General features: G+C 68.8%; 11 protein-coding genes. 2 read left to right on the forward strand and 9 right to left on the reverse strand.

The genetic code is table 11. From position 1 onward, the window contains the following. Positions 1 to 228 precede the first annotated feature (228 nt). The 4 genes from H4N64_RS01605 to H4N64_RS01620 form a co-directional block, all read right to left on the reverse strand. Complete coding sequence (locus H4N64_RS01605) at positions 229 to 1,128, reverse strand: carbohydrate ABC transporter permease (protein ID WP_186280148.1); 900 nt, start codon at positions 1,126 to 1,128, stop codon at positions 229 to 231. Then, positions 1,125 to 2,111 carry a carbohydrate ABC transporter permease gene (locus tag H4N64_RS01610; RefSeq protein ID WP_186280150.1) on the reverse strand — a complete coding sequence of 329 codons (987 nt, stop codon included), beginning with the start codon at positions 2,109 to 2,111 and terminating at the stop codon, positions 1,125 to 1,127. The genes H4N64_RS01605 and H4N64_RS01610 overlap by 4 nt, the downstream gene beginning before the upstream one ends. 201 nt (positions 2,112 to 2,312) lie before the next feature. Further along, complete coding sequence (locus H4N64_RS01615; protein WP_186280152.1) at positions 2,313 to 3,557, reverse strand: sugar ABC transporter substrate-binding protein; 1,245 nt, start codon at positions 3,555 to 3,557, stop codon at positions 2,313 to 2,315. Between the two features lie 126 nt (positions 3,558 to 3,683). Next, complete coding sequence (locus H4N64_RS01620; protein ID WP_186280154.1) at positions 3,684 to 4,745, reverse strand: LacI family DNA-binding transcriptional regulator; 1,062 nt, start codon at positions 4,743 to 4,745, stop codon at positions 3,684 to 3,686. Positions 4,746 to 4,872: 127 nt separating this feature from the next. Between H4N64_RS01620 and H4N64_RS01625 the strand changes: the two genes are divergently transcribed. After that, positions 4,873 to 6,996, forward strand: a complete 2,124-nt coding sequence (locus tag H4N64_RS01625) for an amylo-alpha-1,6-glucosidase (RefSeq protein ID WP_260859492.1) — start codon at positions 4,873 to 4,875, stop codon at positions 6,994 to 6,996. 163 nt (positions 6,997 to 7,159) lie between these two features. Here H4N64_RS01625 and H4N64_RS01630 read toward each other — a convergent pair whose 3' ends face one another. From H4N64_RS01630 to H4N64_RS01650, 5 genes are all read right to left on the reverse strand, one after another. Further along, positions 7,160 to 8,149, reverse strand: a complete 990-nt coding sequence (locus H4N64_RS01630) for an alcohol dehydrogenase catalytic domain-containing protein (protein WP_186280158.1) — start codon at positions 8,147 to 8,149, stop codon at positions 7,160 to 7,162. Further along, positions 8,146 to 9,033: a carbohydrate ABC transporter permease gene (locus H4N64_RS01635; protein ID WP_186280160.1), complete on the reverse strand. Its 888-nt coding sequence runs from the start codon at positions 9,031 to 9,033 to the stop codon at positions 8,146 to 8,148. Before H4N64_RS01635 ends, H4N64_RS01630 begins: the two co-directional genes overlap by 4 nt. Continuing rightward, positions 9,030 to 9,989, reverse strand: coding sequence for a carbohydrate ABC transporter permease (locus H4N64_RS01640; RefSeq protein WP_186280162.1), 960 nt, complete (start codon positions 9,987 to 9,989; stop codon positions 9,030 to 9,032). Before H4N64_RS01640 ends, H4N64_RS01635 begins: the two co-directional genes overlap by 4 nt. 81 nt (positions 9,990 to 10,070) lie before the next feature. Further along, a complete protein-coding gene (locus H4N64_RS01645; protein ID WP_186280164.1) occupies positions 10,071 to 11,426 on the reverse strand; it encodes an ABC transporter substrate-binding protein in 1,356 nt (451 codons plus the stop codon). Between the two features lie 87 nt (positions 11,427 to 11,513). Then, entirely contained in the window at positions 11,514 to 12,275 is a 762-nt protein-coding gene (locus H4N64_RS01650; RefSeq protein WP_186280166.1) for a DeoR family transcriptional regulator, read from the reverse strand. Positions 12,276 to 12,715: 440 nt separating this feature from the next. On the opposite strand from H4N64_RS01650, the gene H4N64_RS01655 reads away from it, so the two are divergent. After that, positions 12,716 to 14,662, forward strand: coding sequence for a protein-arginine deiminase domain-containing protein (locus tag H4N64_RS01655; RefSeq protein WP_336246614.1), 1,947 nt, complete (start codon positions 12,716 to 12,718; stop codon positions 14,660 to 14,662). Positions 14,663 to 14,931 lie beyond the last annotated feature (269 nt).

Here is a 14,931-nt window from a genome sequence, read left to right on the forward strand (position 1 = left end):
AGATGCACAAAGCCAGCTGCCGGACCGAACATGGCCGTGCGCTTGCTCTCGTCGAGGAACTCACACCCGGTGGGCCACAGCCGCTGCGGCGAGGGAACCGAGGTCTGGGCGGTCCGGCGGACCGCGCACACGGGGCGGTACACACCACGTACGAAACCGAAGTGAGGGAGCGTCACGAGCGCTTGCCGCACGCCAGGCCGCGGGCCTGGATCGGGTCGCCGCGGTGGGCTATTCCTTGACGGCGCCTGCGTTGGCGCCTTGGACGAAGTAGCGCTGGAAGCAGAAGAACAGTGCGGCGACGGGCAGGGTGGCCAACAGGGCCGCGGCCAGCTTCAACGGGTACTGGGTGCCGCCGCCCAGGCCGCCGGAGACCAGTCGGGCGAGGCCGGTGGTGAGGGTTTCGTACTGGCTGGACTGGGTGGCCACGAGGAAGTGGGTGAACTCGTTCCACGAACCCTGGAAGGACAGGATGGTCAGGGTCAGCAGCGCGGGGCGGGCCATCGGCAGCACGATCGACCAGAAAGTACGGAACACGCCCGCGCCGTCGACGCGGGCGGCTTCTTCCACTTCCCGGGGTATGGACTCGAAGAACTGCTTCATGATGAAGATGCCGGCCGCGTCCACCATCAGCGGCAGGATCATGCCGGTGTAGGTGTCGAAGAGGCCGAAGGTGTTGAGAACCAGGAACCTCGGGATCAGCAGGGCCACCATGGGCACAGCCATGACGGCGAGGACGAAGCCGAAGAGCAGAGTCCGGCCGGGAAAGCGCAGCCGGGCCAGCGCGTAGCCGGCCATCGAGTCGAACAGCACGCGTCCGGCGGTGACCAGCACGGCGACGAAGGCCGAGTTGCCCAGCCAGCGCAGGAACGGCACCCCGTCACCGTCCTGGCTGAGTCCGAACAGACGCTGGTAGGCAGCCGTCGTGGGGGTGGTGGGAATCAGGCCGAGGGGATGCGCGGCCGCGTCAGGGTCCGTTTTGAACGCGGTCACCAACTGGATCACGAACGGCACAATGTACAGCAGGCCGAGCGCGGCCACTGTCGCATAGCCAAGGACCCGCAGCGACAGGGGGAAGCGGCCCAGCACGTGACGTCCCTGCGCCCGGGCGGCCGCGGACTTTGCGCTCATCGGTTCCTCCGGGCGCGAGGGGTGCGCTCCCGGAACAGGAAGCGTTGGACGGCGGTCATGGTGAGGATCAGGGTGAGCAGGATGAAGGCGATGGCCGCGCCCTGTCCGAAGTCGGCGTCGTTGAAGGCGGAGGAGTACGACAGGAAGGCCGGGGTGAGGGTGGTGTTGCCGGGGGCACCCTGGCTCATGACGTAGACCTGGTCGAAGACCTGCCAGGTACTGATCAGGCCGAGGGTGAGGACGAGGAAGAGCACGGGCCGCAGCGCGGGCAGGGTCACGTACCGCAGCAGTTGGAAGCGGCTGACGCCCTCGATGGCGGCGGCTTCCTCCAGTTCGCGGGGGATGTCCTGGAGGGCGGCGAGGAAGATCAGCATGAAGGTGCCGGAGGTCGTCCATACGGCGAGCAGGATGATCGTGCACATCGCGACGGACGGCCCGGACAGCCACTCGAACCAGGACAGTCCCATGAACGAGTGGTCGGCCAGGGCCCCGGTCGGGTGGCTGGTGTCGACGATGCCGAGGCCGCCCAGGAGGAGGGAGAGCACTCCGCGGGAGTCGTTGAACCAGTTCGGGCCCTTGACCCCGATCCAGGACAGCACCGTGTTGACGGCGCCGCTGCCCTGGAACAGGAACAGGAAGATCGTGGAGACGGCGATCGAGCTGGTGACCGAGGGGAAGAAGAACGCGGTGCGCAGGGCGCTGCGGCCGCGCAGCATCCGTTGGTTGACGATGAGCGCCAGCGTCAGCGCGAGGATCGTCTGCAGCGGCACGGTCAGCAGCACGTAGTAGAGGTTGTTGCGCAGCGAGGTCGCGAAGAGGGTGCGGTCGAGGCCGTCCTGGGTGAGCAGGCCACGGTAGTTGTCGAGGCCGACGAACTCCGCCTGGCCGCTGAAGGGGTTGGACTGACCGTCCCAGTTGAGCAGGCTTACCCACAGCGCCATCAGGATCGGCAGCACCAGGAACAGGCCGAGGATGAGCACCATGGGGCTGACGAAGAGCCAGCCCCAGGCACCTTCGGCGCGGCGCCCCACGCGCGGGGCAGGGAAGGCGTGGGGCGCCGCGGCCGGGCCGCCCCCGCCGGGCGCGTCAGGTGCGCCCGGCGAGCCGACCGTACGGGGACCCCCGCCCGCGCGGGAACGCGGGGCCGGGCGGGGGTTCTGTGACGTACGCGGGAACATGCTGGCTCACTCGCCTGTCGTGAGGGCCGGTTCGCCGTTGCGCTGCAGGTCGGCGAGGATCTTCTTCGGGTCGCCGGTGGCCAGCTCGGCGAGGTCGGTGTTGAACTGGGTGAGCACCTTGTCGAAGCCCGAGACGGTCACCGGGCCCTGTGCGTAGGCGGTGGCGTCGGCCCACGCCTTGGCCGAGGGGTACTTCTTCGCGTACTCGGCAAGGGCGCTGGTGCGGGAGGGCATCACGCCGAAGGCGTCCGCGTTCTTCATCATCTGCGTGCTGCTGGTCAGGTACTTCACCAGGTCCACGGCCGCCGCCCGGTGGCCGCTGTCCTGAGCCACGCCCCAGCACTGGCTGAAGGCGAGGGTGCCCGTGCCGGCCGGACCGGCGGGCAGAGGGACCGCCGTGTACTTCACGTCCGGGTAGTCGGCCTTCATGCCGCCGGTGAGCCAGTTGCCCTCGATGGTCATGGCGGCCTTGTTCTTGCCGAGGGCCTCGCCGCCCCAGTTGGTGTCGACCTGGTTGGCGTACTTCAGGGAGCCGGACTTCAGCAGCGACTGCACGTAGTTGAGGGCCTGGGTGTTCTGGGTGCTGTCGGCGGTCATCTTCGTCTGGTCGGCGTTGGTTATCCAGCCGCCGGCCTGTTTCATGAAGGCGCCGACGCGTGCGTACTCGCCGTTGATGACCAGCCCGGTGACATCGCCCTTGGTCAGCCTGGCGGCGACGGTCTTGAGTTCGGCCCAGGTGGTCGGGTAGTCCTTCGCGGTCAGCCCGGCCTTCTTCCACAGGTCGTCGTTGATCGCCAGGGCGAGGGTGGAGGTGTCCTTGGGCAGGCAGACCAGCTTGCCGTCGTGGGTGAAGGAGGCGCGCAGTTGGGCGGAGAAGTCGTCGGCGTCCTTGATCTGGTCGCCGTAGGGGTAAAGGGAGCCGCCCTGGGCGTAGTTGGCGAACTGGTCGGAGTTGACGTAGAAGGCGTCCGGCGGCTTGTGCCCGGCGAAGGACTGGGCGAGCTGCTGGTTGATGTCCTTGGCGACGTCGACGGTCACCGTGTTGCCGGACTGCTTGGCCCAGGCTGCTGCCGCATCCTTGACGGCCTTGGTCTCCGCGTCCCCCGAGGAGGCGATCAGCACGGTGAGGTGCTGCTTTTCACTGGTGTCCTGCGTGGTCTTTTCGTCGCTGCCGAAACTCGACGAGCAGCCGGTGGCGGCCATCATGGCCGCGCAGGTGACGAGGGCCGCGATGGCCGTACGGTTGGGCATTGCTTCCTCCGAGGGTTACGGGTGGTACGAGCGGCTCCGCCCAGGCACACGAAGGCGTGCGCCAGGGATGTGGGGGTGGAGGAGGGCGGAAGGTTTCGGGGTGAGGGGCCGGGTGGCCGGGGGTGCTTACTCGTCGGTGATGGACATGGATGTGGTGCTGTCGCGGATGACCAGGGACGGTTGCAGCAGAATCCGCTCGGGTGGTGCGTCGGGGGCGGCGATCCGTGCCAGCAGCAGCCGTACGCACTCCTGGCCGACTTCTTCCAGCGGCTGGGCGACGGATGTCAGGGCGGGCGAGAGGATCTCGGCGGTCGGTGAATCGTCGAAGCCGACCACGGCAACGTCACGGCCGGGCAGCGCGCCGCGCTCGCGCAGGGTCTGGTAGCAGCCGAGCGCCAGCATGTCGCTGGCCGCGATCACGGCGGTCGCGCCGGCGTCGAGCAGCGGCTTCACGGCGGCGCGGGCCGCGTCGATGTCGTTCATACTCTGTCCGCGCCGCCCGCGGGTGGGTAGCCCGTGCCGCTTCATCGCCCGGAGCCAGCCCTCCGCACGGTCGTCACCGGCGCCGGAGGAACCGCGTTCCCAGCCCAGGAAGGCGATCTTGCGATGCCCAAGGGTGACCAAGTGCTCGACGGCGGCGTCCGTACCCGAAGCGCCGTCGACGTCGACCCAGTCGCCGACGGGCCGCCCTGACCACATCCGGCCGAAACCGACGAACGGTACGCCCCGCTTGGTCAGCCATGCCTGGCGCGGGTCGCTGCGGTCGGTACCGCTGAGCACGAAGCCGTCGACCTCATGTTGGGCGAGCAGTTCCTCGTAGCCCTTCAGGCTTGGGCTGCCGGGTGGGGAGGCGAACAGCAGGATCCGGTATCCGGCCTCGTCAACGGCCTGCGACAGGGCGTGCAGGAAGCGGTCCATGACCGCGGCCCCGGTGCCGGGCGGGGTGGGCTGGATGCCGTAGCCGATCAGCTTGCTGGAACGGGTGCGCAGCGTCTGCGCGGCGCGGCTGGGGCGGTAGCCCATCTCGTCGATCGCGCGGCGGACCCGCTCCAGGGTGTCGGGCCGCAGTATGTCCGGCGAGTTGATCGCGTTCGACACGGTCTGCGCAGAGACCCCTGCCCGGGCAGCGACCATCGCGAGGGTCACCGGGCCGCCCTTGGCCGAGGAATTCTTGCTGGAGCGAGGCATGCGGCTCTCCGGCTTGCAGTGGACTTTTGGATTCAGTTTTAGCGTTCCAAAGCCGTTGTCAGGCCTCTGGCGAGTGACTTAGTGTCCTTGGAACGCTAAAACACTGAGAGGTTGTACTCCCTTGGACATGACTGTCAAGACTCAGGACCCCAACGGGTCGGTCACGGCGTCCGTCTCTGCGGTCGGTGGTCTACAGCCGTTCCTGCACGACGCCGTCGTCACGCTGTGCGCGCCGAGTCTGGTGATCTCACAGGCAAGCGGCCAGTTCAGCGGGGGCGCGGACGGCTTCTACCACGGCGACCGCAGGGCTCTGTCCCGGCTGATGGTCGCGGCTGAGGGCATCGCCCTGGCGCCGGTCCACGGCGGATTGCGAGGCGCACACCGGGCGGATTTCCGCGCGATTCTGCGGGGCGTCGGCGAGGTGACGGCGGACCCCGCGGTCGCTCTGCACCGGCGCCGCCGCACGGCGGCCGGCCGGATGGAGGAGGTCTTCGAGGTCACGAACGCGGGTGTCGAGCACGTCCACCTCCGGCTGACGGTGACCGTCGGCACGGACCTTGCAACCATGCAGCAGGTCAAGTCTGGGCAGGTCCTGGAGCCGGTACCGCCACAGGTCGCGGACGCCGACGGCATCGGCCTGTCCTGGACCGCCGACGACTTCGCTGTCAGCCTGGTCAGTGTGCCCGCGCCGGACGTGCTTCAGGTGCCGGCAGGGCAGCTGTCGTACGACATCGATCTCCGGCCCGGTGATTCATGGAGCGCGACACTGAACTGCGCCGCGGCCTACGCGGACGGCGACCAGTTCCCGGCCCCACCTGGTGACCAACTCCCGTGGCGTATCCCCGCGGTGCGCAGTGCGGACCGCCGTCTCGAGTGGTGGCTTCAGCAGTCACTGGCCGACCTGGACCGTCTGCGCCTCGCGGACCCGCAGTCCCCTGACCCGGGCCGTCCGGACCAGTTCCTGGCCGCCGGCGCCCCCTGGTTCCTGACCCTCTTCGGCCGCGATTCGCTCTGGGCCGCCCGAATGCTCCTCCCGCTCGGAACCGACCTCGCCGCCGGCACCCTGCGCACGCTCGCCCGACGTCAGGGCGCCGTCACCGACCCGGCCACCGAGGAACAGCCAGGCAAGATCCTGCACGAAGTGCGCCGGGACACCCTCCAGCTCACCGACGCCCTCTCCCTCCCGCCCGTGTACTACGGCACGGTCGACGCCACCTCCCTGTGGATCACCCTCCTCCACGACGCCTGGCGCTGGGGCCTGCCCCCCGGGGAGGTCGAACAGCTGCTGCCGCATGCCGAGTCGGCGCTCGCCTGGATGCGCAGCCAGGCGGACGCGGGTGGCGATGGTTTCCTCAAGTACGCTGACCACAGCGGCCAGGGCCTGTCCAACCAGGGCTGGAAGGATTCCGACGACTCCATCCGTCACCGCGACGGGCGCCTCGCCACGGCGCCGATCGCGCTGTGCGAAGTCCAGGCGTACGCCTATGAGGCGGCACGCGGCGGGGCGTCCCTGCTGCGGGCGTTCGGCCGCCGGGGGGCGGAGCAGTGGGAGGAGTGGGCCGAGCAGCTGGCCGACCGGTTCCGCAAGCACTTCTGGGTGGAGGACGAAAGCGGTCCCTACCCGGCGGTCGCCCTCGATCGAGATGGCCGGCCGGCGGACGCGGTGACCTCGGGCTTCGGCCACCTTCTCGGCACGGGACTGCTCAACGCGGAGGAAAGCGCGCTGCTGGCCGCCCGGCTCACCGGACCCGACCTCGACGCGGGCCACGGCCTGCGCACGCTGAGCAGCGACTCGGTGGGCTTCAACCCCTATGGCTACCACACCGGTTCCATCTGGCCCCACGACACCGCCATCGCCGTGCACGGCCTGGTCAGGGCCGGCTTCCCGGACGCCGCCGCATCCCTGGCCCAGGGCCTGCTGACCGCCTCGACCGCCTTCGACGCCCGCCTGCCCGAACTCTTCGCCGGCCACGGCACCGAGGCCGGTCCCCGCCCCGCCCCGTACCCGGCATCCTGCCGACCCCAGGCATGGGCGGCCACAGCCTCGGTCCTCGTGCTGCAGGCCGCCCTCGGCCTCGACGCGGACGTTCCCGCCGGAACAGTCACCGTGACGCCCAGCTTGGCCGCGGCGTACGCACCGCTCACCGTGACAGGACTCCAAGTCGGCGGAGGTCGGCTGGATGTCAGGGTCACGGCCGGTGGAACGGTGAACGTGACCGCGCCGGAATGGCTGACCGTTGTCACACGCTGATGCCGCGCCGCCGAGTCATCCCGCGGTGCCGCGCCGCGGGATGGCCACTGAGCGCTGGAAGCCGTGAACTCGTTCGGGCGTCGTCGGCTGCGCGACAAGGACTGACGCGGCGGTGCCGGGGCGGCGGCCCGCCCCGGCACCTCTTCGGCTGGTAGCTCACAGATCAGGGCAGCACGACGATCTTGCGTCCTTGCCCGGCGGCGAACTGCTCCAGCGCCTGGGGGTAGTCCGTCAGCGGCATCCGGTGGCTGATGAACACCTGCGGATCGAGCACCCCCGTGGCGAACAGTTCCGCCGCCCGCTCGTAGCTGTGCAGCACCGCCATGGAGCCGGTGATGGTGATCTCCTGGTTGTAGATGCGGTACGGCGAAATGGTGGCCGTGGTCGCGTAGTCGGAGACCCCGAACTGGAGAAATGTTCCGGCCTTGGCGACCCGCTCCAGGCCGTCCTGGATGGCGGCGGCGTTGCCGGTCGCGTCGACGACCACGTCCCAGCCGCCGGGTCGTCCCAACTCGTCGGCGGAGAGCGCCGTTTGCGTACAGCCCAGCTTCTCCGCGGTCGCCAGTCGTTCCGGGTTGATGTCGATGACATCCACCGAGGCGGCGCCGGTGCGCTTGGCCAGCTCCAGCATCATCAGGCCCATCGTCCCGCTGCCGTAGATCAGCACATGGGAGGCGAGCCTGCTGCTGAGCACGTCGTAGCCGCGTACGGCGCAGGACAGCGGCTCGATGAGCGCCGCGTCCTGGACGTCCACATGGTCGGGCAGTCGGACGCAGTTGGCGACGGGGGCGACGGCGTACTCGGCGGCGCCGCCGGCCACGGTCACTCCGATCGCCTGCCACCGGTCGCACAGGTTGTTGCGGCCGGCCCGGCAGTAGCGGCACTCGTTGCAGTACAGCGAGGGATCCACGGCGACCCGGTCGCCGATGGCGAGTTCGGTGACCTCACTGCCGAGGCCCACGACCTCCCCGGCGAACTCGTGGCCCGGCACGACCGGCAGGGTCGGGGCGAACTCGCCCTGAAGGATGTGCAGATCGGTCCCACACAGTCCGCAGGCCGCCACGTCGACCACGACCTCGCGCGGTCCGGGAGTGGGGTCGGGCACCGTGGTGACGGTGACCTTGCCGGGGGCTTCGATGACAGCGGCCTTCACTTGACTGCTCCAAGGGACAGGCCGCGGACGAGTTTGTCCTGAGCGGCGAAGCCGGCGATGAGGACGGGCAGGGAGACCAACGTGGCGGCGGCGCACAGCCGGGCGAGGAAGAGCCCCTCGTTGGTGATAAAGCCGACGAGGAAGACCGGCGCGGTGGACGCCTGCGTGGCGGTGAGGTTCACGGCGAACATGAACTCGTTCCAGCTGAAGATGAAGCAGATCAGCGAGGTGGCGGCCAGTCCGGGCATGGCGACCGGGGCGACGACCCGCCACAGCACGGTGAGCAGGCCCGCGCCGTCGACCTCGGCGGCCTCCAGGATCTCCTTGGGCACCTCGGCGAGGAACGAGCGCATCATCCACACCGCGATCGGCAGGTTCATGGCCGTGTAGAGGATGATCAGCGTCCACACGTTGTCCAGCATCCCGGCGTCCTTGACGATCAGGTATACCGGCAGCAGGGCCGCGATGGCGGGCAGGAACTTGGTGGACAGGAAGAAGAACATCACGTCGGTCCACTTCTTGACCGGCTTGATGGACAGCGCGTAGGCCGCCGGCACCGCCAGGGCAAGTACCAGGACCGTCGAAATCACGCTGGCCATGGCCGAGTTGAGGAGGAAGGGGGTGATGTCCCTGCTGAACAGCAGCTTGTACTGGTCGAAGGTGACCGGCGCGAACGGGGTCGGTGGGTTGGTCGCCGCGTCCGCCTCCTGGTGGAAGGAGGTGAGCACCATCCACGCCACCGGCGCGAAGAACGCCAGCGTGGCCAGCCAGGCGACGAAGGTCCACAGCGGCGACAGGCGGGGCGCGCCGCCGCGGTCGTCGTGGCGGCGGATGAGCTTCTTGAGTCTCGCGCCGGGAGCGGCGACTGCCGCGTGAGTGGTCATCGGGACACCTCCTCGCGGAACAGCGACGCGATGGTGCGCAGTGCGAAGGTCGCGATCACGATCGAGCCGAGCACGACGACCACACCGGCGGCGGCCGCCTGGCCGTACTCGTACTTGCGGAACATGGTCAGGTAGATCTCGTAGGGCAGGTTGGTGGTCCGGGAGCCGGGGCCGCCCTGGGTGATGGTGTAGACCGCGTCGAAGGTCTGCACGACGTAGATCGTGCCGAGCAGGATGCCCAGCTCGATGTACTGGCGCAGGTGCGGCAGGGTGATGAAGCGGAAGGTCGCCAGGGCCGACGCCCCGTCCATGCGGGCCGCCTCCAGCACATCACCGGGCTGGGCCTGGAGACCGGCCAGGAGGATCAGCATCATGAACGGGGTCCACTGCCACACCAGCGAGATGACGACCGCGGGCATCGGGTAGGAGGAGATCCAGTCGATCGTGGGGCCGTTGTCCGCGCCGAAGAAGCGGTAGACGGCGTTGAGGGTGCCGTTGAGCAGGCCGTAGTCGGGGTTGTAGATGGCGTGCTTCCACAGCAGCGCCGCCGCCACCGGCATCACCAGGAACGGCGCGATGAGCATCGTCCGTGCCAGACCGCGGCCGATGAACCGGCGGTCGAGCAGCATCGCCAGGCCCAACCCGAGAACCACGCTGATGATGACCACCGACGCGGTGAGTACGACGGTGTTGAGCACCGCCGTGCGCAGCCGCTCGTCGGTGAAGACGAAGGCGAAGTTGGACAGGCCGACGAAGTGCCGCTCGCCCGGCTTGAGGACGTTCCACTGGAACGTGGAGATGACGAGCGTGGCCACGAAGGGCAGTTGTGTGACGACGATGGTGAAGACGAGCGCCGGCAGCAGCGGGATACGGCGCCGCCACTTGCTGACGCCGGAGGAGGTGCGCGGACGACTGGGCGGTGGTGCTGTCTTGGGTGGGGCGGTGAGCGTGGTCATGGAGGGTTCCTCTGCCGATGCCGGCGGGGGTGGGGGAGGAGGCCCGGCCGGGGGGAGGGCCGGCCGGGCGGTTCCTGAGGGTCACTGGTAGTTCTTGGCGACGTCCTCGGCGAGCTTCTGGCCGTCTTCAAGTGCCTTGTCCACGCTGGTCTTGCCGGCGATGGCGGCGGAGATCTCCTGGGTGACCTTGGTTCCCAGGTCCTGGAACTCGGGGATGGCCACGTACTGGACGCCCACGGTCGGACGGGGCTGAACGCCCGGGTTGGCGGGGTCGGCCTGCTCGATGGACTTCAGAGTGATGTCACCGAACGACGCGGCCGCCTTCTGGTACTCCGGGAGCTCGTACGTGCTGGCCCGCTTGCCGGCCGGGACCCGCGACCAGCCCAGCTCCTCGCCGACCAGCTTCTCGTACTCCTTGCTGGAGGCCCACAGCATGAACTTCGAGGCCGCGTCGGCCTTCTTCGTGGTCTTGGGCAAGGCCCACGCCCAACTCCACAGCCAGCCACTGCTCTTGGTCTCGACGGTCGGCGCGTAGGCGTAGCCGACATGGCCGGCGATCTTGCTGGAGCTCGGGTCCTCCAGCGATCCGGCCGCGCTGGTCGCGTCGTACCACATCGCGACCTTCTTCTGGCTCATGGCGTTCAGGCACTCGGTGAAGCCGGCCTGCGCCGCTCCCGCCTCCCCGTGCTCGCGGACCAGGTCGACGTAGAAGTTCGTGGCCTTCTTGAACTCCGGGGTGTTGACCTGGGCCTTCCAGTCCTTGGTGAACCAGGTGCCGCCGAAGGTGTTGACCACGGTCGTCAGCGACGCCCCGAGTTCGCCCCAGCCGGCCAGACCCCGCAGGCAGATGCCGCGCATCCCCGGCTCCGCGCCGTCGACCTTGGCCGCGATGTCGGCTATCTGCTGCCAGGTCGGGCGCTCGGGCACGGTGATGCCCTTCGCCTCCATGACGTCCTTGTTGTACATGAGCATGGACGACTCGCCGTAGAACGGCAGGGCGTAGAGCTTGCCGTCGGAGCCGGACAGCGAGGTGACCATCGGCTTGAGCAGATCGGCCTTGTCGAAGCTCGCGTCCTCGTCGGCGTAGGAGCTGAGCTCGTGCAGCCAGCCGTTCTTCTCCCAGATGGGGACCTCGTAGGCGCCGATGGTGGCGACGTCGTACTGGCCGGCCTGGGTGGCGACGTCCTGGGTGACCTTGTCTCGCAGTTCGTTCTCGGGAAGGATCGTGAAGTTCACCTTGATGCCGGTGTCCTTGGTGAAGGTGTTCTTCGTGAGCTTCGCGATGTCCTCCATCTGCGGATTGCCGACCATCAGCACATTGATGCTCTCGCTGCCCCCACCGGAGTTCGCGGAGCCGCCCGCTCCGCTGCAGGCGACGAGCAGGGAGCCCGCTGCCGCGGCCGTGACGGCGACATGGATCATTCTTCGTGTGCGCATGACTGACTCCAGGGGATGATTCGAGGACGTGCGGGACCAGACCCCCGGACCTGCGGGGTTTGGGGAGAGGGGGAGTTGAACTGCGGCTCAGGCCCGGATGACCTCGGGGCCCAGCAGTGAGTAGCGGTGTGCTTCGGAGGCGGGCAGCCCGGCATCGGTGACGATCGCCTCGAACTCCGTGACCTCAGCGAAGCGGCAGAAGCTCGCGACACCGAACTTCGTATGGACCCCGGAGAAGACCCGGCGCCTGGCGGCCTTCAGGACCTGGGCCTTGACCTCGCTGACCGCGGGGTCAGGGGTGGTGAGTCCGTACTCGCGGGAGATGCCGTTCGCGCCGACGTACGCCAGATCGATGACGAAGCCGGACAGCATGCGGGTCGCCCAGTGGTCGACCGTGGCCAGAGTCCCGCCCCGCACCCGGCCGCCGAGCAGCACCACGGAGAGGTTCTCCGCGGAGGCCAGGGCACCGGCGGTGGCCAGCGAGGAGGTGACCACGGTCAGTGGCCGGTCGCGGGGGAGGGCGGCGGCGATGAGCTGCGGGGTGTAGCCCTCGTCGATGAAGACCGTTTCGGCGTCCCCGAGCAGTTCGGCCGCTGCCGCGGCGATCCTGGCCTTCTCGGGGACGTGCATGGTCGTACGGAAGGCGAGCGTGGTCTCGAAGCCCGCGCTCTCCACGGGATGGGCTCCGCCATGGGTACGGCGGACCAGCCCATGCCGTTCCAGCAGATTCAGATCGCGCCGCACGGTCTCCCTGGAGACCTGGAGGTCGGCTGCGAGTTCTCCGACGTCGACGGATCCAGAACGGCGTGCCGTTTCCAGAATTCCGCGTCTTCGTTCATCGGCGTCCACGGCGACACCTCCGTTTCACGGCTCTGCGCGTAATCCCGCGCCGGCTGATTCCCGAAGCCCAGCCCGTTGGGATTCGGTGGCCAAATTTCTACCGGCGATTGCCAGTACTGACCAGGTTCGTCGTAGCGCGGCTGATGACCGAATATGCCCGCTTTTCGGAGGTGGGAGGCCCAGGATGATGGCGGCGAGGGCTCAGCGGCACGGGTGGACGCTGCCCGCTCAGCGCCCGGCGTCTGCCCGATTGCTGCCCGTTTTCCCGACGGGATTCGGACAGTCGAACGGGTCCGGCATGGAGATCCTGGGTTCTTCCTTACCCGGTACGGATTGCGAAGCCCTCCCGCTTGAAGTCCGAACAATTCCATCTGTTCCGTATCGGGAACGCACGAGCCCCAGTTGCTCTCTTGCACGGCGACACACCCCTACCAGAGAAGGGACGCGCTGTGCGCAGACGTACGCGTTCACGTACGAACCCCGCAGGACCCGTGGTCCTCGCCCTCGCCGCCGCCGGATCCGTTCTGGCCGCACCGCACCCTGCCGCCGCGGCGGAACCGTCCGTGCGGCCCGACCTCCGTGCCGACGTGAACCGTGACGGGCAGGTCGATCTCACCGGCGACACCGACCGGGCAGGCGAGGACGGTTGGTCCGTCGGACGTGGGGCCGTCCACCTGCCCAACATCGACGACGACACCAGGCGCTGCCCCGTCACCGGCCCCGGCGGCAGACCGCTGTCCGACGCCAAGTTGGCGTCCTGCAACGACGCCTCCGACACCAAGGTCAACGGCACCGCCGACGCGGCCGACCTGGCCCGGGTCCGTTCCGTCCCGATGCCGGATGTGCGATCCGATGCCAAGGGCAGCCTGCGGGTCACCACCGGCGCCGAGCACACCCGCGTATTCGTCAAGCGCGACGGGAAGTGGGTCCTGGTCACCTCCCAGACCCGGCTGTCCGCCGCCGAACTGCGCTCCGGCGCGGAGCTCGGCGTCGAGGCCACCGATGTGATCCGCGACAGCGCAAAGTGGGACGGCCGGGCCGTGATCCGCCTGAGCGTGACCTCCGCCGGGGAGACCACGTCCGACTCGGTCACCCTGCGGGTGGCGCCGCTCCTGACCCACCACCATCTCCAGAACGCCCAGCAGTTGATGGTCACCAAGGTGCGTGGCGGCGGGGAATGGAACGAAATCCAGCGGAAGTTCGTCAAGGACCTGGAGAAGGAGGTCAAGGCCGCCGGCATCACCAGGCCGCTCATGACCTTCGACAAGTACAACGACATCTGGGCGCAGGACTTCGTCGAGCCGGCCTACGTCAGCATGACCGGACCGCGCGGACGCCGGCAGGTGATGCGCGTGATGCTGCGCTCGGCCCAGCCGGACCGTGAGGCGGGCCGCGAGCTGTTCGAGAAGGTGCGCGGCCGGGACATCGGAGTCGTCCAGGCCTTCGACCGGGGCGAACCGGAGGACTGGTCGCTGAACTCCATGGGGAACCTGGAGACCATTCCGCCCTACACCCTGGGCGACCGGGCCTATCCCGCCGGGCGGGTCATCCAGGGCTGGCGCAAGGACACCGGCCAGCGCCCCTCGAAGGCCGTACGCAAGCTGCTGAAGTCGCAGGGGATGCAGGACCCGTTGCTGCTGGACACCTCCTGGCTCGGCGTCGGTCACGTCGACGAGTTCGTGCAGTTCCTGCCGGCCGACACCCCGCGCGGCTGGCGCATCGGCCTGGCCGATCCCGAGGCCGGTCTTCAACTGCTCCGTGACGCCCAGCGCGACGGCCACGGCCGGACCAAGATGTTCTCGGTTCCGCGCGAGCAAGGCATGCCGGCGCCCAGGGAGACCATCGACGAAGCCCTCGCCTCCCGCGACCTGGTGGCCGACAACCAGATGGCGGCCCAGCGCATCGCGGCCAACCTGGAGATACTCAAGCGCGAGACGGGCGTCACCGACGACGAGATCGTGCGGGTGCCAGCCTTGTATGTCCGCGAACGGCAGCCGGTGGGAGAACGGGACGGCGTCTCCGTGCCCCGCCTGACCAGGCTGGGCGCCGACACGCCCCTCATGGACCGGCTCGAGAAGCACGGCCAGCAGAAGTGGCTCGCCGAGGGTCCCAGGGCCGCCGCCCCCACCGTCATGACCAGCGCGTACATCCCCGGCGCCGTCAACGGCATCGTGGTCTCCCGCGACCGCTACCTGGCCCCGCGCCAGTGGGGTCCCGTCATCGGCGGCAAGGACATCTTCACCGAGGCCGTGACCGCCGTGTACCAGCAGGCCGGGATGCAGGTGTCGTACCTGGACGACTGGTACACCTACCACCTCGGCCAGGGCGAGATCCACTGCGGCACCAACACCCTCCGCGACGCCTCCGCCCCGTGGTGGCAGCGCCGGACAGGCTGATCCGGGGGCGGACTCCGGGGCGAAGCAGGGCGTCCGACGGGCACGAGACCCGATCGGACGCCCTGCTCCGCTGCCTGGACCGCTGAGCCAGCTGCACCGTTCCTGGAAGCAGGGGGAGTTGTAGAAGCCGCCGGTGTGCTTGAAGAGTTGTCGGGGTCCTCCTGACCTGATGGTGGTGATGGGAGGGTGAAGCGGGCGTTGGGCAGGTAGAAGCGGTTGCCGAAGCGCGCCATGGTGGTCGGTGTGTCGAAGCGAGGGTCGGTGCGGCG

Source organism: Streptomyces cupreus (assembly GCF_014257025.1).
Lineage (GTDB): Bacteria > Actinomycetota > Actinomycetes > Streptomycetales > Streptomycetaceae > Streptomyces > Streptomyces cupreus.